The organism is Embleya sp. NPDC059237 (assembly GCF_042754105.1).
GTDB lineage: Bacteria > Actinomycetota > Actinomycetes > Streptomycetales > Streptomycetaceae > Embleya.
The window spans coordinates 95,257-117,351 of record NZ_JBHZAE010000007.1 but is presented as its reverse complement, the minus strand read 5'-3'; the positions used below and the strand labels follow the sequence as shown (position 1 = coordinate 117,351).

Below are 22,095 nucleotides of genomic sequence, written 5' to 3'. Positions count from 1 at the left end.
TTGAACGACGGTCAAATTCTCCCCCTCTTCGGCACGAACTCTTGACACCCTCCCCCACCTCGGCGCACCTTGAGTGACGTTCAAAGTCCTTGAACGCCATTCAAGCTTTCGGCCGGGCCGCGCAGCACGAACGACCGAGCCGCACACCACGAGGAGGAGGTCCGGTGTCCCTGCCCCACACGGACTCCGCGAACGCCGCCGGAAGCGCCGCCCGAAGCGCCCTCCCCCGCGACGCTCCGCACACCACCCCGCCCGGCACCGGCGTCGCCTCCGACGAACTGTTCCAGGTGGAGACACACGGGATCGACCCGATCCCGGACCACGAGCGCCACGGCAGCGCCAGGGACGTCTTCTGGCTCTGGTTCGGCTCGAACCTCTCCTTCACCTTCGTGATCAACGGCACCCTCGCGGTGATGTTCGGGTTGTCGTTCCGGGCGGCGATCGCCGTCGTCGTGATCACCGGCCTGTCCTTCTTCGCGGTCGGCGCCCTCGGCCTCGCCGGCGTCCGCACCGGCACCGCGACCCTGGTCATCTCGCGCGCCGCGTTCGGCGTACACGGCAACTTCCCGGCCGGCCTGCTCAACTGGGTCGTCGGCATCGGATACACGATCCTCAACACCGTGGTCGGCACCTTCGCCCTCGAAGGACTGTTCGCCAAGCTCGGCTGGGCCGGCGGCGACCTCGCCCGGGTGGTCGCGCTGGCGATCACCCTCTCGCTCACCTTCGCGGTGGCGATGTGGGGGCATGCCACCGTGCAGGCCGCGGAGCGCTGGATGGCCTACGTCCTGGGCATCGGCTTCGGCCTGCTGATCCTGTTTGTGGTCCCCGGCCTGAAGACCGGCGACGCGCCCGAGACCTCGAACACGTTCCACGCGATCTCGCTCGCCGTGCTCGTCATGGTCGCCGGCCCGATCTCCTACCTGCCGATGCCCTCGGACTACACCCGCTACCTGCCCCGGGACACCTCGCTGCGCTCGATCACCCTGTGGGGCGCGGCCGGCGGGATGCTCTCCTCGGTGCTGCTCGGCGTACTCGGCGTGGCCGCCGCCACCCAGGCCGATATGAGCGACCCGGTGACGGGCGTGGCCGACCTGGTGCCCGGCTGGTTCGAGGCGCCGTTCCTGCTGCTCGTGGTGGGCGGCTCGATCACCAACTCGATCCTGACCCTGTACTCCTCCAGCCTGAACCTCCAGGTCCTCGGCATCCCGTGGTCGCGCTCCAAGGGCATCCTGGTCAGCACCGCGTTCATCCTGGTCGGCTCGTTGTGGGCGCTGTTCAACGGCGACTTCACCGACAACCTGACCAGCTTCCTGTCCGTGCTCGTGGTGGTCTTCGCGCCGTGGGGCGGCGTGTTCATCGCCGACACGCTGATGCGCCGCTGCCGCTACGACGCCGACGGCCTGCACGACATGCGCGGCGGCGCCTACTGGTACACCCGCGGCTTCCATCCCGCCGGGATGATCGCGCTCGGCGCCGGCATCGTCTTCGCCGCGCTGACCGCCGAGTCCGCGCTGTGGACCGGCGCGCTCGTGGAGACCTTCGACGGCGACTTCACGCTGCTGGGCGCGGTCGTCTCCGGACTTCTCTACTGGGCCCTCGCCCGCCGCGAACCGCAGTTCGCCAAGCACTGATCCGCTCCCACCCGACCCCCATCGCACCGCCACCCCCCTGGAGTTGTCACCGTGTCCCGCACCGCCGACCTGGTCCTGCGCAACGCGCTCATCCACACCGTCGATCCCGAGCTGCCCGAGGCCGAGGCGATGGCCGTCCGGGACGGGCGGATCATGTGGGTGGGCGAGGACTCCGGCGCGGCGGCCTGGATCGGTCCGGAGACCACCGTGCTCGACGGCGCCGGGCGGCGGGTATTGCCCGGCTTCATCGACGCGCACAACCACGTCCGGCTCGGCTCGGACGACGCCTGCGTACAGCTCGCGGGGGCGCGCACATTGGCCGACATCCACGCACGGATCGGCGCCTGGCTGGCGGCCAACCCGGACGCCGAGTGGATCGAGGCGGAGGCGTTCGACTACTCGGCGATCCCCGACGGGCGCATGCCGCGCGCGAGCGACCTCGACCCGGTCACCGGCGATGTGCCGGCCTTCGTACTCAGCTACGACGTACACACCGCGTGGCTCAACAGCGCCGCGATCAAGCGGCTCGGCATCACCCGGGACAGCGACGTGCTGCCCTTCGGTCGGGTGGACAAGGACCCGCGGACGGGCGAGCCGACGGGATTCGTCAAGGACTTCGCGGTGCGCGGGCTCTCCCGTGACGGGCATCGGGCGCTGCGGGAGCTGGGCGTGCCGTGGGCCTCCGCCGACCGGCAGTACGGGCGGCTGGCCAAGAGTCTGGACGACGCGATCCGGTTCGGCATCACCACCGTGGTCGAGCCGCAGAACTCGCTCGACGACCTGGCCCTGTACACCCGGGCGCGGCACGAGGGTCGGCTGCGCTCGCGGATCGTCGCGGCGCTGTTCCACCCGCGCGGCACGACCGACGCCGACCTGGACGAATTCGCGGCGGCGGCGCGGGAGTTCGCCGACGATCGGTTGCGGGTGGGGCCGCTGAAGCTGTACATCGACGACGTGGTCGAGCCGCGCACCGCCGCACTCCTTGAGCCATATCGCGGGTGCGACCGTCATCGGGGCGAGACGTTCTACCCGGCGTCGGAGTTCGCCGATCTGCTGGCGCGGCTGGACGGTCGGGGCTTCCAGTGTTTCGTGCACGCGACCGGCGACCGGGGCATCCGTACCGTCCTGGACGCGGTCGAGCACGCCCGGGCGGTCAACGGCGAGCGGGACGCGCGACACCAGGTGGTGCACGTGGAGTGCCTGGATCCGGCGGACGTGTCCCGCTTCGCCGAGCTGGGCGTGGTGGCGTGCATGCAGCCCAGGCACTGCGCGCCGGAGATCGCCGGGCCGGGGCAGGACTGGGCGGAGAACGTCGGCGAGGAGCGCTGGCACAAGGCGTGGCCGATGCGGAGCCTGCGGGCCGCCGGGGCGGTCCTGGCGCTGTCCAGCGACTGGAACGTGGCCGAGATGGACCCGATGGTCGGCGTGTACACCGCGCTCACCCGCGCGCCGCTGGCCGGCGGGGCGGCGTGGGTCCCGGAGGAGACGCTCGACGTGGAGGCCACGATCCACGGCTACACGATGGGGTCGGCCTACGCGAACTTCCTGGAGCACGAGCGCGGTTCGCTCACGGTCGGCAAACTCGCCGATTTCGTCGTGCTCTCCCGCGACATCATGCGGGTCGCTGCCGCGGAGATTCCCGGCACGATCTGCGAGGTAGTCGCGGTCGGCGGCGAAATCGTCCACACGGCCTAGCGGCGGGCCCGGCGGGGATGGGCCGGCCTGCGGCGGCCTCAAGCGCCGGCCGGGCTGGTGTGGGCCCGGCCCGTGTCCGGGTGGCCGGCCTCAAACGCCGGCCGGGCTGATTTACCCGGCCTCCGGCCGAGGTGGCCTCAAACGCCGGCCGGGCTGAATTTCGCTCAACCCGGCCAAGCACCGAGGCCACCACCCGAATTCAGACCACGCCGACACAAGCCCGGCCGGCGTATGAGGCCGCCCACCCGGGCTCCGGGCCGACCAACCCGGTAGCCCGGCCGGCGTTTGAGGCCGGCCGCCCGGACACGGGCCGACCCAAGCACAGCCCGGCCGGCGTTTGAGGCCGCCTGCCCGGGCTCCGGGCCGACCAACCCGGTAGCCCGGCCGGCGTTTGAGGCCGGCCGCCCCGACCCCGGGCGACAGGCCGGACCTCAGGCGGCTGCGAGCTTCAGGTCCTTGAGGAGCTTGGCCACGTGGCCCGTGGCGCGAACGTTGTACAGGGCGCGTTCCACCTTGCCGGTCTCGTCGACGATGAACGTGGAGCGGATCACGCCCTTGACTGTCTTCCCGTACATCGTCTTCTCGCCGAAGGCCCCGTACGCCTCCAGCGTGGCCTTGTCCGGATCGGCCAGCAGCGTCACCCGCAGGTTCTCCTTCTCCCGGAACTTGACCAGCTTCTCCGGCTTGTCCGGCGAGATGCCCAGCACGTCGTAGCCGGCCCCGGCCAGCAGGTCGAGGTTGTCGGTGAAGTCGCACGCCTGCTTGGTGCAGCCCGGGGTCAGCGCGGCCGGGTAGAAGTACACGATGACCTTGCGGCCCGCGTAGTCGGACAGCGACACGGACGCACCGTCGGCGTCGGACAGGGTGAAGGCGGGGGCGGTGTCGCCCGCCTGGAGGCGGTCGCTCACGAAGAACTCCTCGAATCGAATCGCTCGGCAACGCAAAACGTACGCCGCAAACGCTAGCGCCGCGGTCGGACCGATCCCGGCCGCGCACCCCCGGCCGGCCGCGCGTCCCCGGGGCGTGTTCTTCGTCAAAGCAGGGCAAAAACCGACGCCGGAGCGCCCTTGTTGCCACCATCACCCAATTGCAAGCCTTTTGCAGGTGCGGCCGGACGTCATAGGATCCCTCCGCCGAATCCGGCATTTCGGGAGGGGCCACATGCACATACCCAACGGCTTCATCGACGGCCCCGTATCCGCGGGCGCCGGCGTGATCGCGGTCGCCGGCGTCGCCGTCGGCCTGCGCGGCGCACGCCGCGAGCTGGACGAGCGCACCGCGCCGCTCGCCGGCCTGGTCGCGGCCTTCGTCTTCGCCGTCCAGATGCTCAACTTCCCCGTCGCGGGCGGCACCAGCGGCCATCTGCTCGGCGGCACGCTTGCCGCGATCCTGGTCGGCCCGTACACCGGCGTGTTGTGCGTGGCGGTCGTACTGCTGATGCAGGGTCTGTTCTTCGCCGACGGCGGGCTCACCGCGCTCGGCCTGAACATCACCATCATGGGCGTCGTGACGGTCGTGGTCGGCTACGGCCTGTACCGACTCACCCTCGGCCTGCTGCCCGCCCGGCACTCGTCCGTGCCGATCGCCGCATTCGTCGGCGCGCTGGTCTCGGTACCCGCCGCCGCCTGCGTGTTCACCCTCTTCTACGCGATCGGCGGCACCACCGACGTATCGATCGGCAAGGTGGCCGGCGCGATGATCGGCGTACACGTGCTGATCGGCATCGGCGAGGCGATCATCACCGCCGCCACCGTCTCCAGCGTGCTGGCGGTGCGGCCCGACCTCGTCCACGGCGCGCGCGGCTTGGCGCGTCCCCTCGAACTGCGCTCGGCTGGGGAGACCCGATGACCCGCGTCCGTACCCGCACCCTGCTGATCGCCGGGGCCGTGCTCGCCCTGGTCCTGGCCGGATTCGTCAGCTACTACGCCAGCCGGAGCCCCGACGGCCTGGAGAAGGTGTCCGCCGACAAGGGCATCGACGCCAAGGAGCAGGACCACCAGCTCAAGGACGGCCCGCTGGCCGACTACAACGTCAAGGGCGTGCACAACGAACGCCTGTCCGGCGGCCTGGCCGGGGTGATCGGCGTCGCGGCCACACTCGCCGTCGGCACCGGCGTGTTCTGGCTGGTCCGGCGCCGTCCGGTCGACGCCGTCCCGGCGAGGCCCGCCCGCGACGGCGTCGGCTCGGGCAGCGGCGGCTGACATGGCCGGCGGACCCGAACACCGGCTCTTCCGCCCGGGCGACTCCCCCGTGCATCGGCTGCCGCCGCACTGCAAGCTGCTCGCGCTGATCGGCTTCGTCCTGGCGACGGTGTCCACCCCGCGCGAGGCCTACTGGGCCTTCGGCGCGTACGCGGCGCTGCTCGCGGTCGTCGCCGCCCTCGCCCGCGTCCCGGCCGGCTTCGTACTGCGCCGGATGCTGGTGGAGACCCCGTTCGTGCTCTTCGCGCTGCTCCTGCCCTTCGTGGCCGACGGCCCGACCGTCGAGGTGCTGGGCCTGACGGTCAGCCACGACGGCCTGCTCGGCGCCTGGAACGTCCTGGCCAAGGGCACCCTCGGAGTCGTCGCCGGCGTGCTGCTCGCCGCCACCACCGAACTGCGCGCCCTGCTGCTCGGCCTGCAGAAGTTGCGCATGCCTGCGCTGCTCGTGCAGATCATGTCGTTCATGCTGCGCTACGGCGGGGTGATCACCGCCGAGATGGGCCGGATGCGGATCGCCCGCGAATCGCGCGGCTTCGTCGCGCGCGACCTGCGCCAGACCCCGACGGTGGCCAAGTCGGCCGGCGCGCTGTTCATCCGCTCCTACGAGCGCGGCGAGCGGGTGCACCTGGCGATGCTCAGCCGCGGGTACACCGGGACCATGCCGATCCTGGTGGACACCCGCGCCGGCGCCGCCCAGTGGGCCGCCGCCGCGACGCTGCCCGCGGCGGCGTTCGCGGTGTGGGCGGGGGCGCTGCTCCGGTGACCTCGCGCGTGATCGGACAATCGCGGGATCCGCGACACCGCGCGACCCGAGAACGGAGTATCCCACGTGAGTGAGTCCCCGCCCCCCTCCCTCGCCGTCCGCGGCCTCGCCTACGCCTACCCGGACGGCCACCAGGCCCTGTTCGGCGTCGACCTGACCATCGCCCCCGGCGAACGGGTCGCCCTGCTCGGCCCCAACGGCGCCGGCAAGACGACCCTCGTCCTGCATCTGAACGGAATCCTGACCGCCGGCGCCGGCACCGTCGAGGTGGCCGGACTGCCCGTGGCCAAGGAGCACCTGCGCGAGATCCGCCGCCGGGTCGGCATCGTCTTCCAGGATCCGGACGACCAACTGTTCATGCCCACCGTCCGGGAGGACGTCGCGTTCGGCCCGGCCAACCTCGGCCTGCGCGGCGCCGCGCTGGAGGAGCGGGTGCGACACGCGCTCGACCGGGTGGGCATGGCCGACTTCGCCGACCGGCCGCCGCACCACCTCAGCTACGGCCAGCGCCGCCGGGTCGCGGTGGCCACGGTGCTGGCGATGGAGCCGGAGATCCTGGTCCTGGACGAGCCGTCCTCGAACCTGGACCCGGCGAGCCGACGCGAATTGGCCGACGTGCTCCGTTCGCTCGACGTCACGGTGTTGATGGTGACCCACGACCTGCCCTACGCGTTGGAGCTGTGTCCACGTTCGGCGGTGCTCGCGGGCGGCGTGGTGGTCGCCGACGGGGACACCCGCGACCTGCTCCTGGACCGCGACCTGATGGCCGCCCACCGGCTCGAACTGCCCTACGGTTTCGACCCGTCCTCGGTCCCGGCGTAACCGCCCGCAGCGCGCCGAGGGACGCCACGGGACCCGGTTGACCCAGGGCCGGGGAGGTAACTGACAGACTTGGGCGACACACGAGCGCAGGAGCCGGAGAGGACGGGTTGTGAGCGACCACGGGCGGGAACTGTCTCCGGCGGAGTTGGAGCGGCAAGGCCGGGCGGCATTGGGCCGTCCGGTGACGGCACACGCTGAGCGGAGTCGGGTGGAGTCGGTGAACGGTGCACACAAGGCTGACGTTTCGAACGCCGGGCACGGGGACGGCAAGTCCGCCGGCCACGATGTGAACGGTGCCCCCGACCGGCGTACGCCGCAGCAGATCGAACGGGACATCGAGGCGGCCCGGGCCAACCTGGCGGTGACCCTGGACGAGATCGTCGACCGGGTGAAGCCGGCCAACGTCGCGGCCCGCGCGAAGGACAAGGTACGGGCGCAGTTCATCGACAGCGACACCGGCGCACCGCGCATGGAGCACATCGTGCCGCTCGCGGGCGGCGTGGCCGGGCTGGTCCTGCTGGTCGTCCTGGTCAAGAGCCGGGGCCGCGACAAGGCCGCAGCGAAGAAGGCCAAGGCCGCCAAGAAGCGCTGACCGCCGCGGCACGCCGGTCGGGCCGACGCCCGGCCCGACCGCGTGCGGCCCGGCCGAAGCCGATCCGGGACGGTTTTCGGGCCGAAGCGGATCGGACATCACACCTCCCGGTGACGCATGTTCGGCCTCGGACGGGTAGCTTGTCGAAGCGTGAGTTCCGACAGGTCCCAGTCTTCGAGCAACAACACCGCCCACGACCTCGGCGAGAAGCTGCCCATCCGCATGCTGCACGACCGTGTCCTGGTCCGCCAGGACGCGGCGGAGGGTGAGCGCCGCTCCGGCGGCGGCATCCTGATCCCCGCGACCGCGCAGGTCGGCAAGCGGCTGGCATGGGCCGAGGTGGTCGCGGTCGGCCAGAACGTCCGCACCGTCGAGCCGGGCGATCGTGTCCTGTACGACCCCGAGGAGCGCGCCGAGGTCGAGGTGCGCGGGGTCCCGTACGTACTGCTGCGCGAGCGTGACCTGCACGCGGTCGCCGCCGAACGCATCGAGGTCTCCGGCGAGGCAACCGGCCTGTACCTCTAGCCCGCCCCGCCCCGACGCCGACCGATCCGGCGGATCGACCGCGGCGTCCTCCGCGCGCCGGATGGTGAGTCCGTTCACCATCCGGCGGCCCACACCGGCCGATTCACCCCTTGGGGTGAACTCTTCTGCCAGGATGTCCCGATCCGCGGGAAGAGCCGGCCACGAGGAGAGGGACAGATGCCGCGACGTCGGATCTGGATAGCGGCGCTGTGCGCGGTCGCCTTGGCGGGGTTCCTGGCCGGCGGCCTGGTCGGCGTGTTCGACGGTGGCGGCGGGGGCTCCTCGCATGCCGCGGCGACCTCGCCGGGGCCGACCACCTCGCCCTCGCCGACGGCGGTGAACGCCGGGCAGATCAGCTCCGCGCCGCCGACCACCGCCCCGCCCACCTCGGCGTCGCCGACGCCGTCCAAGACCGCGTCCGCCAAACCGCCGCTGGCCGCGGGCGGGCGCTACGTACTGCTGCTGCCGGACGGCCGGGCGATGGACGTGATGGGCGCCAGCGATCGGGATCGGGCCGCGGTGATCGCGTACCCGATGGGACCGGGCAAGGCCAACCAGCAGTGGGTGGTGCGCGACGCGGGCGGCGGCTTCGTCCGGCTCGAGTCGGCGCTCTCGCGCAAGTGCCTGGAGGTGTCCGGCGGCCGGGAGCCGCGCGCCTACCAGGACGACTGCGGGCGGGCCGAGAACCAGATGTGGAAACCACAGCCCAGCGGCTCCGGCGTGGTCTTCGTGGCCCGCAACGGGGCGGCCCTCGGCCTTGGCGACCAGGTCGGCGGCCAGCAGGGCCTGGGCCTGGTACCGGTCGGCTCCGGGTCGGTGTGGCGGCCCAGCGGCGCCTGAGCGGCAGCCGCCGGGCCGTCGGCGGCGGGCGTCAGCCGCCGTTGTACTTCTTCGCGACGCGCGCGCCCAGGTCCGGGTCGACCTTCGTCCAGTATTCGATCACCCGGGGCAACACCTCGGCGGTCACCGGCCCGTCACTCTTCATGTGACCGACGATGTTGCCGACCAGGTGCTCCCGGTCGGTCTCGGACATCACCTTGCGGTACAGCGTGCCCGGCTGGCCGAAGTCGTCGTCCTCGGCGTGCGGCCGGTAGGCCGAGCGCACGATCTCGCCGGCGACCTCGTAGTTCTCGTCCTCGTACGGCGCCGGGTCGGCGACCGGTCCGCCGCGGCTGTTCGGCGCGTACACCGGGTCGCCGTAGTTCTCGTACCGCATCGCGCCGTCCTTGTTGTAGGAGTGCACGGGCACGATCGGCCGGTTGATCGGCAACTGGAGGTAGTTCGGCCCGATCCGGTAGCGGTGCGTGTCCGGGTAGCTGAACAGCCGGCCCTGGAGCATCTTGTCCGGGCTGGCGCCGATGCCGGGGACCAGGTTGGCCGGTTCGAACGAGGCCTGCTCGACCTCGGCGAAGTAGTCCGAGGGGTTGCGGTCCAGCGTCATCCGGCCGACCTCGATCAGCGGGTAGTCGCCGTGCGGCCACACCTTGGTCAGGTCGAACGGGTTGAAGCGGTAGTCGGCCGCCGCCTCGAACGGCATCACCTGGACGTGCAACGTCCACGACGGGTGGTCGCCGCGGTCGATCGCCTCGCGCAGGTCGCGCAGGTGGAAGTCGCGGTCCTCGCCGGCCATGGCGGCGGCCTCGGCGTCGGTGAAGTTCTCGATGCCCTGGTCGGTCAGGAAGTGGTACTTGATCCAGAACTTCTCCCCGCCCGCGTTCACCCACATGAAGGTGTGGCTGCCGAAGCCGTGCATGTTGCGCCACGTCTTCGGGGTGCCCCGGTCGGACATCAGGAACATCACCTGGTGCGCCGACTCCGGCGAGAGCGTCCAGAAGTCCCACTGCATGTCGTGATCGTGCAGGTGGGTGTCCGAGCGGCGCTTCTGCGAGTGGATGAAGTCGGAGAACTTGCTCGGATCCCGGATGAAGAAGATCGGCGTGTTGTTGCCGACCAGGTCGTAGTTCCCGTGCCGGGTGTAGAACTTGATCGCGAATCCGCGCGGGTCGCGCACGGTGTCCGGGAAGCCGAGTTCGCCGGCAACCGTGGAGAAGCGGATGAACATCGGAGTCTCGCGGCCCGGCTGGAACAGATCCGCCTTGGTGAATCGGCTCACGTCCTGGGTGACCCGGAACACGCCGTGGGCACCGCCGCCCTTGGCGTGCACCACCCGCTCCGGGACGCGCTCGCGATTGAACTGGGCCATCTTCTGGATGACGTAGTGGTCCTGGAGCAGCAGCGGACCGTTGGGTCCGACGGAGAGCGAGAACTCGTCGCTCGGGGCGGGAATGCCCGCGTCGGTCGTGGTCGTGGGGCGTTCGGTCATCGCCGATATCCCTTTCGTGGTCTCGGGTCGTGCGTGGGTCGGGTCCGATTGCTCCTTATGCCCGATGTGCTCTCCGGCACGCCTGGCCGGCGGAACAGCACGGGGTGTGCGGCGGTTGCACCTCAAAGCACGAATACGCCTGCGTGCGGAGCGGCGGGCGGGGCGGGACACGGGCCGGAATGCGGCCGGGAACGGGCCGAGAGCGGGCCGGAGAGAGGGACGCGGAGTGGACGCGGTAAAGCTGTCGGTGTTGGACGTGGCACCGGTCGGGACGGGATATTCGGCGACCGAGGCGCTACGGACGAGTACCGAGTTGGCGAAGCGGGCCGAGCGGTGGGGCTTCCATCGGTTCTGGGTGGCGGAGCACCACAACATGCCCGGCATCGCCAGTTCGTCCCCGCCGGTGCTGCTCGCGCACCTGGCCGCGCACACCACCACGCTGCGGCTGGGTTCGGGCGGGGTGATGTTGCCCAACCACGCGCCGCTCGTGGTGGCCGAGCAGTTCGGCACGCTTCAGGCGCTGCACCCCGGCCGGATCGACATCGGCATCGGCCGGGCCCCGGGCACCGACCAGGTCACCATGCGCGCCCTGCGGCGCGGTGGCGGGGCCGAGTCGGTGGACGAGTTCCCGCAGGCACTCGGCGAGCTGATCGGCTTCGTCACCGGGCGCTTCGCCGAGGAGCACCCATACGCGCGAATGCACGCCGTGCCGGGTCCCGCGTCCGGGATCGAGGCGGGCGGCGAGTTCGCCACCGCGGAGGCGCCGGTGTGGCTGCTCGGGTCGAGCGGTTACAGCGCGCAGTTGGCCGGGATCCTCGGCCTGCCGTTCGCCTTCGCGCACCACTTCAGCGGACAGCACACGCTGCCCGCGCTGGAGCTGTACCGCGAGTCGTTCCAGCCGTCGGCGTCGCTCAAGGAGCCGTACGCGATGATCGCGGCCGGGGTGATCGCGGCCGACACCCGGGAGCAGGCCAAGCGGCTCGCGTTGTCCCAGGCGTTGTCGATGCTGAAGCTGCGCAGCGGCAACCCCGGGCGCATCCCGTCGCCGGAGGAGGCCGAGGCGTATCCGTGGACGCCGGCCGAGCGCGAGTTCGTGGAGAGCTACCAGCGGCAGCACATCAGCGGGGACCTGGCCGACGTGCGCGCGGGCATGCGGGAGTTGCGCGAGCGCACGCAGGTGGACGAGTTGATGGTGATCAGCAACGTGTACGGGCACGATGCGCGGATCCGGTCGTACGAGTTGATCGCGAAGGCTTGGGGGCTGATCGAGGGGTGAGGGGTGCGCCGCCCGGCGGTGGGGGACGCCGGGCCGGGCGTGGGCCTCGGGTCGGCGGCCTGGGCTCGGCGGGCCCGCCTTCGGCTCGACCCCCGCTCAGCGGACCGTGACCTCGATGTGGTGGTGGCCGGTGGCGCCGTCGGGGATCACGTCGGCCGACTTGTCGGTCTGAACCGCGCCGGTGCCGTCCGTGGCGCGCACGCGCAGGGTGTGCCGGCCCGGGGTGGCGTCCCATGTCCACCGGTATTGGCGCCACGTGTCGGTGGTGGTCTGCGGGGCGAGTTCGGCGGGTTGCCAGGGGCCGTCGTCGACCCGGATCTCCACCGCGGTGATGCCCCGGTGCTGGGCCCAGGCAACACCGGCGACCGGGACGGGGCCGGCACGCAGGTCCGCCGCGTCGCGGGGGGTGTCCAGCCGCGACTGGGTCTTGATCGGGGCCTGGCGGGCCCAGCCGAGCCGGACCCAGTAGGCGCTGAACACGGCGAACCGGGTCACCTCGATGTCCACGATCCACTTGCACGCGGACACGTACCCGTACAGGCCCGGCACCACCATCCGGACCGGAAAGCCGTGCTTGATCGGCAGCGGCTCGCCGTTCATCGCGTACGCCAGCATCGCGTCGCGCCCGTCCATCACCTCGCGCAGCGGGGTGCCGATGGTCATCCCGTCCGGCGAACGCGAGACGATCTGGTCGGCGCCGGGCCGCACGCCCGCCTCGCGCAGCAGGTCGGCCAGCGGGGTGCCCAGCCACCGGGCGTTGCCGATCAGGTCGCCGCCGACGTCGTTGGAGACGCAGGCGAGGGTGATGTCCCGCTCGATCGGGAAGCGGGCCCGCAGTTGTTCGTAGCTGAGCCGGATCTCCCGGTCGACCATGCCGTGGATGCGCAGTTCCCAGTCCTCGGCGCGCAGTTGCGGCACGGTGAACGCGGTGTCGATCCGGTAGAAGTCCGCGTTCGGGGTCAGGTACGGGGCCAGTCCCGGCGCGACGAAGCCGGGGCCCGCCGGGGCCGCCGCGCTGATCGGCCGGGGCAGCGTGCCCGCGACGCCGGCCCGGGACTTCTCCGCGTTGAAGCGGGCGTGCTGGAGCATCCGGCCGCCGAACCCGGCCAGCGCGGCCGCGGCGGCGGCGCCGACCACGAGTACGGTGCGGCGCGCGGTGTCCGGGGCCGGTTCGGCCACGTCGTCCTCGGGCGCGACCGGCAGCGGGCGGGCGAGCGGGCGGCGGTCGACCAGGTCGGGGCGGGTGAGCAGGACCAGCGCGAGCACCCCGAACAGCGTGCCGACCAGCGTCGGCGCCACATCGGCGGCGCGGTACGAGGGACGGTCGGCGGCGGTCCACGCGGCGAAGCCGCCGAGCGCCAGGACACCGGCGACGCCGTAGCGGAGCCGGCGGGCGGCGAGCACCCCGAGGCCGGCCGCGAACAGCGCGAGCAGCACGGCGATCACGGTCAGCAGGAACGCCTTGTCGCCGGTCCCGAAGGTACGGATCGCCCACTCGCGCGGCCCGGTCGGCGCCCGGTCGGTGATCGCCCCGCTGATCGTCACGAACGGCGTGGCCTCCGGCCGGACGAACGCCGCGACCGTCTCGGCCACCCCCACCACGACCGCGGCCGACACCACGCCGACCACCGCGGCCCTGATCCCGCCGGCACGCCGCACCACGCCCACCTCACACTCGACATCCGCCTCCCCTCATCCTGACGCCCTGCCCCGGCCGGTGGACGAATCGCCTGCTTACCGTTGTGTGACGAAGCGTCAGCGGCCCGGCGGCCGGAAACCCGCGGGGCTTGTTGCAAACGCCTTGCAATAAGCTTGATCGGTTCGTGTCGCCGCCGTATGGGGAGTTGTCGTGAGCACCGCCGATCGGGAACGGGTCATGTCCGACGCAGAGCTGATCCGGGCCTGGGTCGGCGGGTGGGCGGTGGCTCGGGCGGTGACGGCGCCGGTCGCCGTGGACGGCGGGTATCGGCTCGACGTCGGACTGCCCGGGCATCGGGTGCGCTACGTGTTCTTCGACCCGGACCGGCCCGCCGAGGTGGTCCGGACCCGAACCGAGCCCGGCACCTGGATCAAGACCCTCGCGCCGATCGAGCGGGTACGGCCCGCGCTCACCTCCGCGTGGACCGTGGGCGAGCCGGAGTACCCGATGACCGGGCCGCTGCGCCGGCAATCGCCGGCGGCGCCGGCCGGCTACACGATCGAGGTCGAAACCCGGGACGAAACCACCTTCGGCCGGCTGCTCGCCGCCGACGGCGCGGTCGCGGCCCACGGCCGGATCGGGGTCACCGGGGACACCGCGGTGGCCGACCAGATCCACACCGACCCCGCGCACCGCCGGCGCGGCCTGGGCAGCGTGGTGATGACCGTGCTCGCCGACGCCGCCGCCGCGCGCGGCGCCCGGACCGGCGTCCTGGTCGCCACCGCCGCCGGGCGGGAGCTGTACCGCACGCTGGGGTGGACCCAACACGGCGTGCTCACCGCCGCGTGGATCCCGGAGCAGCCGACGCAGGCCGCCGAGGCCGCGCCGGAGCCCGCCTCCGCTCAGCCGCGCGCCGCCAGGTAGGCCCGCTTCACCTCCGCCCACCGCGCCCGCTGCTCGGGGGTCGACCGGCCGCGCAGTTCGGCGAGCTTGAGCAGGTTGGCCTCCGCGTCGGTGGTCAGCGTCTGCGCCTCCGCCGCATAGTGGTCGTCCAACAGCCGCTCGACCTCCACCTCGTCCAGGACCGGCAGGATGCGCTCGGCCAGCTTGTTGGTGTCCCGATACGAGCCCTGCAGCCGGAACGGCGGTTCGGTGCGCGCCGCCTCGGACTGCGCGGCGGAGGCGATGTAGGCCCGGTTCGCCGCGAGCACCGTCTCCACCACGTGCATCAGTCGGCGCAACACGGCCAGGATGCGGTCCAGTTCGGTCGCGTCGTACGGGTGCGCGAGTCGATCCGGGCGCGCGGTGCCATCGCCCCGGGCCAGCCGGATCAGCAGGTCCAGATCGGCCCGGTCGCGCCCGGCGATCGGGGCCAGGACCGGGTTGGCGGTCAGCGCGTTCTCGATGTGGCTCAGCGCGAACAACTCCTCGTGCCCGCCGAGTACATCGCCCAGGTTCCACACGTCGGCCCGGTTGGCCAGCATGTCCGGGATCCGAAAACGCGCGCCGGACTCGGTGTACGGGTTGCCGGCCATGCACACCGCGAAACGTTTCCCGCGCAGGTCGTAGCTGCGCGACTCGCCGTCGCGCACCCCCTCGATCCGCCGCTGCGCGTCGCACAACGAGACGAATTTCTGCAGCAGTTCGGGTGAGACGTGCTGGATGTCGTCCACGTGCAGCAGCACGTTGGCGCCCAGTTCCAGGGCGAACCCGATCTTCTCCACCTCGCGCCGCGCGGCGGCGTCGGGCGCGGCGGCCGGGTCCAGGGACGTGGTGCGCGCACCGAGCGCGGGGCCGTCGATCCGGACGAAGAGCAGGCCCAGTCGGGCGGCGATGTACTCCATCAGCGTGGTCTTGCCGTAGCCGGGCGGGGACAGCAGGAGCAGCAGCCCCTGGCTGTCGGTGCGCCGGTCCGGCCCCGCGGCGCCCAGCTGCTTGGCCAGGTTGTCGCCGATCAGTGGCAGGTAGACCTCGTCGATCAGCCGGTTGCGGACGAACGCCGACATCACCCGGGGGGTGTGCGCGTCGAGCCGCAGCCGCTCGCGGGCGGCGGCCAGCAGTTCGGTGCGCCGGCGCTGGTACGCCCGGTACGCGGGCACCCGGGTGCGGCGGAACTCGTCGGTGCGCGTCAGGAATTCGTCCAGCCGCAGGTCCAGCGTGCCGCCGCTCGCCACCCGCGGGTGGGCGCCGAGCAGGCCGGTGACGGTGGCGGAGATCGGGGCGTCGACGTGGTGTCGCTCCAGCGCCGCCCCACACACCTCGACGGCGATCGCCTCGGCCAACTCCGGGGGCGGGTCGGTGTCGAGGCGGGCGGCGTAGGCGCCGAGCCAGGCGCCGACGAGTTGGTGTCGGGCGGCCAGGTCGCCGTCGAGGGCGCGCAGGTCCTCGACGAAGTCCTTGGCCGCCGGGGCGTCGTCGCCGCCGAGCGAGGCGCGGAAGCCGGACAGGAGCGTGCGAGCGACCGCACCGGTGGAGAAGCGCGGGCCGCCGGCGGCGAGTTCCTCGAACAGGTAGGCGCCGATCGTGGTGCCGGGCGCGGTGGGCGCGGCCAGCGCCTCGGTCAGGAACCCGGTTGCCCGCTCGCCGAGTTCGGCGGCCAGGTCGGCGACGGCGGGGATCGGGCCGAAGGTGTCCCGGGCCCGGCCGAGCGACCGGGCCCGGGTCGTCCAGGGCTGCCGGGCATCGGCGGCGACGCCGTGCGCCCAGTACAGCTGGGCCGCGGCCCGTACCTCCGGCGCGAACCGCAGCAGCCCGGCGCCGGCGCGCAGGCGCAGGACGGCCGCGAGGAGCGCGGCGGCGTCCCGATCGTGCACCCCCCGGTCGTAGCCCTCGCCGGGGCGGGACAGCGCGATCCGGCGCACCTCGGCGAGCAGTTCCTCGGCCGGCAGCGCGTCGATCGGGCGGCCCTCGGTCTCCGCGAGCACCACCGCCGCGAGGTATTCGGCCCGGTAGACCCGCGGCGACTCGGAGCCCAGCGGCTGGTCGTGGAAGACCCGATGGGCGGCGGGCAGCGGCTCGCGCACCACCTCGCGGTAGTCGGTGCCGGTGATCGCGAACGCGAGGGTGTCCCCGTGCGGGACCAGGGTCAGCTCGATCGGGTGGTCGTGCACCGCGAACCGGTGCCGGCCGAGCCGTACGGTGCCCGCCGCGTCGTACAGTTCGGCGCGGTCGCGCAGGACGCGAACGGCCTCCTGGCGGGCCGCGGTGAGCCGGCCCTCCAGCTCGCCGGCGCGGACCGGGTCGCCGAGGCGGCGCAGTTCCCCGGCGGTGGCGCGAACCTTGCCGACCAGGGCGTCGGAGGCGAACCAGGTGTTGATCTCGTCGATGCTCGCGAGGGTGGTGATCCGGCGGGCGATGGTGGTCAGGACGCGCTGTGCGGAGTCGGCGAGGCGGTGGCCGTGCCGGGCCCGCTCGTCGAGTCGGGCCTGCTTGCGGGCGGTGAACGCGTCGTGGACGCGCTCGCGTTCGGCGCCGATCCGGGCCAGGTGCTCGTCGAGCGCGCCGAACCCGGCCTCCAGGTCCTCGATCCGGGCCAGCAGCCGGGCCAGGTGTTCGTCGCACTCCTCGGGCGTCCGGGCGGCGGCCAGCGCGCCGACCACGGTCTGCTCCAACAGCGCCATCTCGGCGGCGAACTCGGCGCGCTGCTCGGCGTCGAGCAGGTCGCGGCGGCGCGCGTCCAGGGTCGCACGGGCCCGGTTGACCCCGCCCAGGACCTCGCCGATCCGAGTCAGGATCGTGGTGCGCACGCCGGCGTCGGTGCCGTCGAGGGTGCCGATCACCTCGGTGACCACGCGCAGCCCGTCGGCCTGTTCGTCGATCCGGGCGGTCAGCGCGTCCGCGTCGGCCACGGTGGCCGACGCGGCGGCCTCGGCGGTCAGCTCGTCGACGATCCGGCGGGTGGTCACGAAGGCATCGTCGTCGGCCAGGAACGCCACCGCCCGCCGGCCCGCCTCGGCCAGAGCCGCGACCAGCACGGCATCCGCCTCGGCGAGCGCGTCCGTGTCCAGATGGCGGATGTCCCGCAGGCTCGCCAACCGGCCCTGTGCATGCCGCAGTTCGCCGAGTTGCCGGACACAGGCGTCGGCGCTCTCCGGCACCTCGCCGCGCACCCGCCGGGTCAGCGCGGTGGTGCTCGCGACCGCCTCGGCGAGCGTGTCGGCCGCGATCCGGCGCAGGTCCAGGACCCGGCGGAACTCCTCGACGACGTCCGCCGCGGCGCCGCGCACAGTGGCCAACGGTGCGGCGAGAGACCCGAGTTCGGCGTCGCCGAGCCAGTGGTGGGTGTCCTCGGCCCGGACCGCGGCGGTGGTGATCGCGGTGAAGAGGGCGGTCGTGGGCGCCGTCTCCTCGGCCATCGCGGCGATCGCGAGGCAGGCGGCGATGCCGCGGACCAGTTCCGGGTTGCCGATCCGGGCCAGTGGGCCGGTGCCCGGCGGGCGCGCCGCGGCGTACGCGTCCGAGGTGTACGGCGTGTCCCACATCTGGACGGTGTGCATGCGGGTGGGTTCGGCGTCGAGGACCCGCAGGATCGCCATCGTGCCGTCCGCGAAGAACGCCCGGCCGTGCCCGACGATCGGCGCGGCGGCCTCCTCGCGGATCACGTTGTAGGACAGCAGCGTGACGCGGCCCTCGGCCCGGGCGTGGAACACGTACAGCACGTCCTCGCCGTTGGGCGAGCGCACCGTCGCCTCGAACTCCGCGTCGGTGGTGTCGATGTCGAAGGTGCGCGCGCCGCCCGTGCTCGGGTGATAGCCGCCGGGGAAGACGATGCCCTGGTCGTCGGGCAGGCGCCGGCAGGCCGTCGCGATGCCGTCGAGGCGGCGCACCTCGGCGGTGCGCGTGTCGTACACCAGGTGGCGCGGATCGCTCTCGTTGTACGGGCGCACCCGGACCAGCAGCAGCGGTCCGACCCGGGCGTGCGCGACCTCGGCGTCGGCCGGCGACTGGAGCGGGTCGTCGACGGGTTCCGCGTAGATGCCCTCGGCGGTCTCGGTGTCGTTCTCGACCTTGACCACGAGCCGGCCGCCGGAGGTGGCCAGGTACAGCGTGTCGGCGATCGCGATGTGCGGGTGCCGGCCCGGGACGTGGTCGGCGCGGGTGCTCTCGGTCCAGGCGAAGTCGTACGCGTCCGGGAAGACGTGCTCGCGCTCGCCCTGCGCGTCGAGGTAGGCGGGGGCGCCGTCGGGGGCCAGTCGCCAGCGCAACACCCGGATGTCGGTGAGGCGTTCGCCGACCCGGAAGACCGCGAGCAGGTGGGTTCCGGTGTCGCGCAGTTGCAGCAGCCGGGTGTCCCGGAAGTAGCGGTACAGTTCGGTGAAGTCCTGCCGGAAACGGGCGTCGTCGAGCAGGCCCGGGACGGCGTCGATCGGGGCGGGCTCGAAGCCCTCCGGGGTGCGCCGGTACAGCGCGAACACGTCGGCGGGCCCGACCTCCTCGCCCGACCCGCCGTCGGTGTTCCAGCCGGCCAGGAGCAGGCCGCCGACCTGGACGATGTCCCGGGCCACCACCGCCCGTTCGGTGTGCAACCGGTGGGTGTCGGTCAGCGCCGGCGCGCCGCCGCCGTAGGTACGCACCCGGCGCTCGTTCAACTCCCCGGCCCGCGCACCCAGTTCGCGGGCGGCGGTGAGCAGTCGTCCGCGCAGCACCTCGTAGGTCCCGGGCTCGGCTTCCGAGCCGCCCGGCACCTCGTGGGTCCCGGGCTCGGCTTCCGAGCCGCTCGCCTGGCCGCTCACGTTCGGGTCAACTCCCTTGTCCGGCACGGTGATCGCGCAGCCCCCGCTACTTGGCCAGGCCGTTGAGCCGGGCCGGGACGGTCAGGTCGGCGATTCGGGTCTCGCCCAGCCCGCCGGCGCGGACCGCGTCCAGCAGGCCCTGGAGGGTGGCCGACTGCGGTCCGCCACCGGCGATCAGCGCGCCGAGCGCACCCGCGAGGGTCAGGTCGCGCACGCCGCCCGAGCCCAGGCCCGCGGCCAGCGCGCCGAGGTCGTCGACGAACGTCGAGCCGTTCGGGTCCAGCCAGGGGGCGGCCATCGTGCGCACGGTGTCGGAGCGGTCGACGAAGGCGTCCACGCTCTTTCCGGCGGCCATCGCGCCCATGATCCGGTCGAAGAACATGCTGTCCCCGCCGACGATGTCGATCTTGGCGTTCTCCAGGCCGGTGGCCAGCACGGTGGCCTGCGCCTCGGCGATCTGCCGGTTCACCTCCAGGCCGGCGAGCCGGATCTCCTTCTCCGCCTCCAGGCGCAGTCGGTACTCCTCGTGCACCCGGCTGGACTCGTCGAGCGCGGCCATCGCGGCGGCCTTCTCGGTCAGGCCCTCGGCCTCACCCTTCAGCCGCTCGCGCAGCCCGTCGGCGCTCGCCAGCGCCTTCTCGCGGGTCACCGCAGCCTCGGCGTGGCCCCGCTTGGACACCGCCTCGGCCATCCGCTCGGTCACCTCGGCCTCGGCCAGGCCCACCGCCGCGGCCTCGGCCCGCTTGCCCTCGGCGGCGCGGATCGCGGCCTGGGTATCCAGTTCGGCCGACTTGCGCCGGGCCTCGGCCATGGTGAGCTGCTCGGCCGCACGGTGCCCGGCCGACTGCTCGGCGGCCTCGGCCGCCTTGATGTCCTTGACCAGCCGCCCCTGGGCCTCGGCCTCGGCGTGGATGATCTGCGCCTGCCGCTCGCGTTCGGCCTCCTCGACCATCCGCAGCTTCTTGATCTCCTCCTCCTGCGCGGCCACCGTGCGCTCGACCGCGATCCGCTCGCGAATCACCTCGGCGATGTCCCGCTTCTCCGCCTCGACCTCCTTGTCACCGGCGATCCGGCGCAGCTGGGTCTCCCGCTCGCGGGCGATCACCTCCAGGAGGCGGTCCTTCTCGATCCGCTCGTTCTCCACCGCGATCACCCGCTCGCGGTTCTTCTGCGCGACGGCGACCTCGCGCTCCCGGTTCTCGTTCTGGATCCCGAGCGTTTCCTCGGTCTTCATGTGCGCGGACTGTGCGCGCAGCCGCTCCTCGGCCTGGACCCGGGAGGTCTCCGCCTCCTCGCGGGCGCGGCTGATCTCGATCTCGCGGCGCTGCTTGATCTCCGCGTCGGCCTGGCGGCGCTCCAGTTCGAGCACCGTCTCGCGGGCCTCGACGTTTTGCCGGGTCATCTCCTTCTCCTCGGTGCGCTGGTACTCGTTGGTGCGCACGTGCTCGATGGTGGTCAGCTCGGTGATCTTGCGAATGCCCTGGGCGTCCAGGATGTTCGCGGCGTCGAGTTGGCTCATCGGGGTCTGTTCGAGGAAATCGATCGCGGCGTCGTCGAGGTGGTAGCCGTTGAGGTCGGTGCCGATCACCGCGAGGATCCGGTCCCGGAACTCCTCGCGCTTGGTGTACAGGTCGACGAAGTCGAGTTGTTTGCCGACCGTCTTGAGCGCCTCGGCGAACTTGGCCGCGAAGAAGTCCTGGATCGCCGCCCGGTCGCTGGCCCGGTCCGCGCCGATCGCCTGGGCCACCTTGATCACGTCCTCGACGGTCTTGTTGACCCGCACGAAGAAATAGATGTGGATGTCCGCCCGGATGTTGTCCCGACAGATCAGCCCCTCGCGTCCGGTCCGGCGGATCTCGATCGTCTTCACCGAGATGTCCATGGTCTCGGCCCGATGCAGCACCGGCAGCACCACGGCGCCGGTGAAGGTGACGTCGACCGTGTTGGCCTTGGAGATGATCAGGGCCTGGCCCTGCGAGACCTTGCGGTAGAGCCGGGTCACGGCGAGGAAGACGACGAGCACGACGAGCAGGACGACGGCGACGAGCACGCCGATGCCCACGGTGATGGCATCCATCAGTGAAATCCCTTGGTCGAACGGGACGTTGGTGACCGCACGGGCAAAGGCACGCGGCGGCGGACGGGCAGGGCGGAGAGCGAGCGGACGGGCGGAGCGGAAGGCGGGCGGGCGCGGGCCCGTGGACCGGCTCGGGCCGGTCGGGAGCACGGAGGCGGTCAGCCGGTGACGCGGTCCGGGTCCAGCGCGCTGTCGAAGCGGGTGACCCGGAAGAACTCGCCGGCGACGTCGTAGTCGAAGATCAACGCGGTGCTGCCGGAGACCAGCCCGCTCTCGTCGGTGCGGACCTGGAGGAGCGCGGTCGAGCCGTCCTCGGCCCGGACCTCGGCCTGACCGAAGTCGTGGCCCACCCGACCGGTCCGGATCAGACAGGTACGACCGACGAAGTCGGCCCGCAGGGACGGCCGTTCGGGCTTCAGGAAACGGCGGCCCAGTGCCCGTGCCAGGCGCGCGGCCAACCATCCGGCACCGAGCGCCGCGGGGAGCGCCGCGGCGCGCAGCCACCACCGCTCGGTCAGCGCGGTACCGACCAGGCAGCAGAACCAGGTCACGGCGATCGCGAACGAAATCGTCACCGTGACCGGGACACCGGCGGTGTCGCCCGGGCCGTGGTCCCCATGGCCCCCGTGACCGTCATGACCCCCGTGGGCCCAGTGCCCGCCATGATGACCACCCCCGGGGCCGCCATGGCCCACGGCGACACCGCCGATCAACACCAGCAGCCAGTAGGCCGCCACCACGACGAGCGCGAAGCTGAACAGGACGGCGGGAAACGCCAGTGCCGCCCGCACGAAATCCCCCACCGTCCCACCCCCTCGG

General features: G+C 72.4%; 15 protein-coding genes and 1 pseudogene. 10 read left to right on the top strand and 6 right to left on the bottom strand.

What is annotated here, in order from left to right; genetic code table 11:
• The first annotated feature begins 164 nt into the window (after positions 1-164).
• Both ACFXKZ_RS22745 and ACFXKZ_RS22740 read left to right on the top strand, forming a co-directional pair.
• Positions 165-1,631, top strand: a complete 1,467-nt coding sequence (locus ACFXKZ_RS22745) for a purine-cytosine permease family protein (RefSeq protein ID WP_380002751.1) — start codon at positions 165-167, stop codon at positions 1,629-1,631.
• A gap of 51 nt (positions 1,632-1,682) precedes the next feature.
• Positions 1,683-3,326, top strand: a complete 1,644-nt coding sequence (locus ACFXKZ_RS22740) for an amidohydrolase (RefSeq protein WP_380002750.1) — start codon at positions 1,683-1,685, stop codon at positions 3,324-3,326.
• 431 nt (positions 3,327-3,757) lie between these two features.
• On the opposite strand, the gene bcp is transcribed toward ACFXKZ_RS22740, so the two are convergent.
• Positions 3,758-4,234: a thioredoxin-dependent thiol peroxidase gene (gene bcp / locus ACFXKZ_RS22735; RefSeq protein WP_380002749.1), complete on the bottom strand. Its 477-nt coding sequence runs from the start codon at positions 4,232-4,234 to the stop codon at positions 3,758-3,760.
• A gap of 253 nt (positions 4,235-4,487) precedes the next feature.
• On the opposite strand from bcp, the pseudogene ACFXKZ_RS22730 reads away from it, so the two are divergent.
• From ACFXKZ_RS22730 to ACFXKZ_RS22705, 6 genes and pseudogenes are all read left to right on the top strand, one after another.
• Positions 4,488-5,527, top strand: a pseudogene (locus ACFXKZ_RS22730) (energy-coupling factor ABC transporter permease).
• Between the two features lies 1 nt (position 5,528).
• Positions 5,529-6,290 (top strand): cobalt ECF transporter T component CbiQ, encoded by a 762-nt coding sequence (cbiQ, locus tag ACFXKZ_RS22725; RefSeq protein WP_380002748.1) that lies wholly within the window; start codon positions 5,529-5,531, stop codon positions 6,288-6,290.
• Between the two features lie 66 nt (positions 6,291-6,356).
• The gene (locus ACFXKZ_RS22720; protein WP_380002747.1) at positions 6,357-7,112 is read left to right on the top strand and encodes an energy-coupling factor ABC transporter ATP-binding protein; all 756 of its coding nucleotides are present in this window, start codon (positions 6,357-6,359) and stop codon (positions 7,110-7,112) included.
• A 217-nt stretch (positions 7,113-7,329) separates the two neighbouring features.
• Positions 7,330-7,704, top strand: a complete 375-nt coding sequence (locus ACFXKZ_RS22715; protein ID WP_380002746.1) for a DUF3618 domain-containing protein — start codon at positions 7,330-7,332, stop codon at positions 7,702-7,704.
• Positions 7,705-7,926: 222 nt separating this feature from the next.
• Positions 7,927-8,229, top strand: coding sequence for a co-chaperone GroES (locus ACFXKZ_RS22710; protein ID WP_052173837.1), 303 nt, complete (start codon positions 7,927-7,929; stop codon positions 8,227-8,229).
• A gap of 177 nt (positions 8,230-8,406) precedes the next feature.
• On the top strand, positions 8,407-9,069 hold the full coding sequence (locus ACFXKZ_RS22705) for an RICIN domain-containing protein (protein ID WP_380002745.1): 663 nt from the start codon (positions 8,407-8,409) through the stop codon (positions 9,067-9,069).
• Between the two features lie 31 nt (positions 9,070-9,100).
• Here the strand turns inward: ACFXKZ_RS22705 and ACFXKZ_RS22700 are convergent, their stop codons facing one another.
• Positions 9,101-10,552 carry a catalase gene (locus ACFXKZ_RS22700; protein WP_380002744.1) on the bottom strand — a complete coding sequence of 484 codons (1,452 nt, stop codon included), beginning with the start codon at positions 10,550-10,552 and terminating at the stop codon, positions 9,101-9,103.
• A 226-nt stretch (positions 10,553-10,778) separates the two neighbouring features.
• Between ACFXKZ_RS22700 and ACFXKZ_RS22695 the strand changes: the two genes are divergently transcribed.
• Positions 10,779-11,828 carry an LLM class flavin-dependent oxidoreductase gene (locus ACFXKZ_RS22695; RefSeq protein WP_380002743.1) on the top strand — a complete coding sequence of 350 codons (1,050 nt, stop codon included), beginning with the start codon at positions 10,779-10,781 and terminating at the stop codon, positions 11,826-11,828.
• 96 nt (positions 11,829-11,924) lie between these two features.
• Here ACFXKZ_RS22695 and ACFXKZ_RS22690 read toward each other — a convergent pair whose 3' ends face one another.
• Entirely contained in the window at positions 11,925-13,487 is a 1,563-nt protein-coding gene (locus ACFXKZ_RS22690; protein ID WP_380002742.1) for a molybdopterin-dependent oxidoreductase, read from the bottom strand.
• Between the two features lie 190 nt (positions 13,488-13,677).
• On the opposite strand from ACFXKZ_RS22690, the gene ACFXKZ_RS22685 reads away from it, so the two are divergent.
• Complete coding sequence (locus tag ACFXKZ_RS22685) at positions 13,678-14,391, top strand: GNAT family N-acetyltransferase (protein WP_380002741.1); 714 nt, start codon at positions 13,678-13,680, stop codon at positions 14,389-14,391.
• Here ACFXKZ_RS22685 and ACFXKZ_RS22680 read toward each other — a convergent pair.
• From ACFXKZ_RS22680 to ACFXKZ_RS22670, 3 genes are all read right to left on the bottom strand, one after another.
• Entirely contained in the window at positions 14,370-19,199 is a 4,830-nt protein-coding gene (locus ACFXKZ_RS22680; protein WP_380002740.1) for a DNA repair ATPase, read from the bottom strand. The two genes, ACFXKZ_RS22685 and ACFXKZ_RS22680, sit on opposite strands and share 22 nt — an antisense overlap.
• A gap of 46 nt (positions 19,200-19,245) precedes the next feature.
• Positions 19,246-21,276 (bottom strand): flotillin family protein, encoded by a 2,031-nt coding sequence (locus ACFXKZ_RS22675; RefSeq protein ID WP_380002739.1) that lies wholly within the window; start codon positions 21,274-21,276, stop codon positions 19,246-19,248.
• A gap of 158 nt (positions 21,277-21,434) precedes the next feature.
• Positions 21,435-22,079 (bottom strand): hypothetical protein, encoded by a 645-nt coding sequence (locus ACFXKZ_RS22670; RefSeq protein ID WP_380002738.1) that lies wholly within the window; start codon positions 22,077-22,079, stop codon positions 21,435-21,437.
• Positions 22,080-22,095: the final 16 nt, after the last annotated feature.

What these genes read in the sequence shown, in the direction of transcription:
- cbiQ (WP_380002748.1), top strand. Translation starts at nt 5,529, where the DNA reads ATGGCCGGCGGACCCGAACACCGGCTCTTCCGCCCGGGCGACTCCCCC.
- ACFXKZ_RS22710 (WP_052173837.1), top strand. Translation starts at nt 7,927, where the DNA reads ATGCTGCACGACCGTGTCCTGGTCCGCCAGGACGCGGCGGAGGGTGAG.
- ACFXKZ_RS22705 (WP_380002745.1), top strand. Translation starts at nt 8,407, where the DNA reads ATGCCGCGACGTCGGATCTGGATAGCGGCGCTGTGCGCGGTCGCCTTG.
- ACFXKZ_RS22700 (WP_380002744.1), bottom strand. Translation starts at nt 10,552, where the DNA reads ATGACCGAACGCCCCACGACCACGACCGACGCGGGCATTCCCGCCCCG.
- ACFXKZ_RS22675 (WP_380002739.1), bottom strand. Translation starts at nt 21,276, where the DNA reads ATGGATGCCATCACCGTGGGCATCGGCGTGCTCGTCGCCGTCGTCCTG.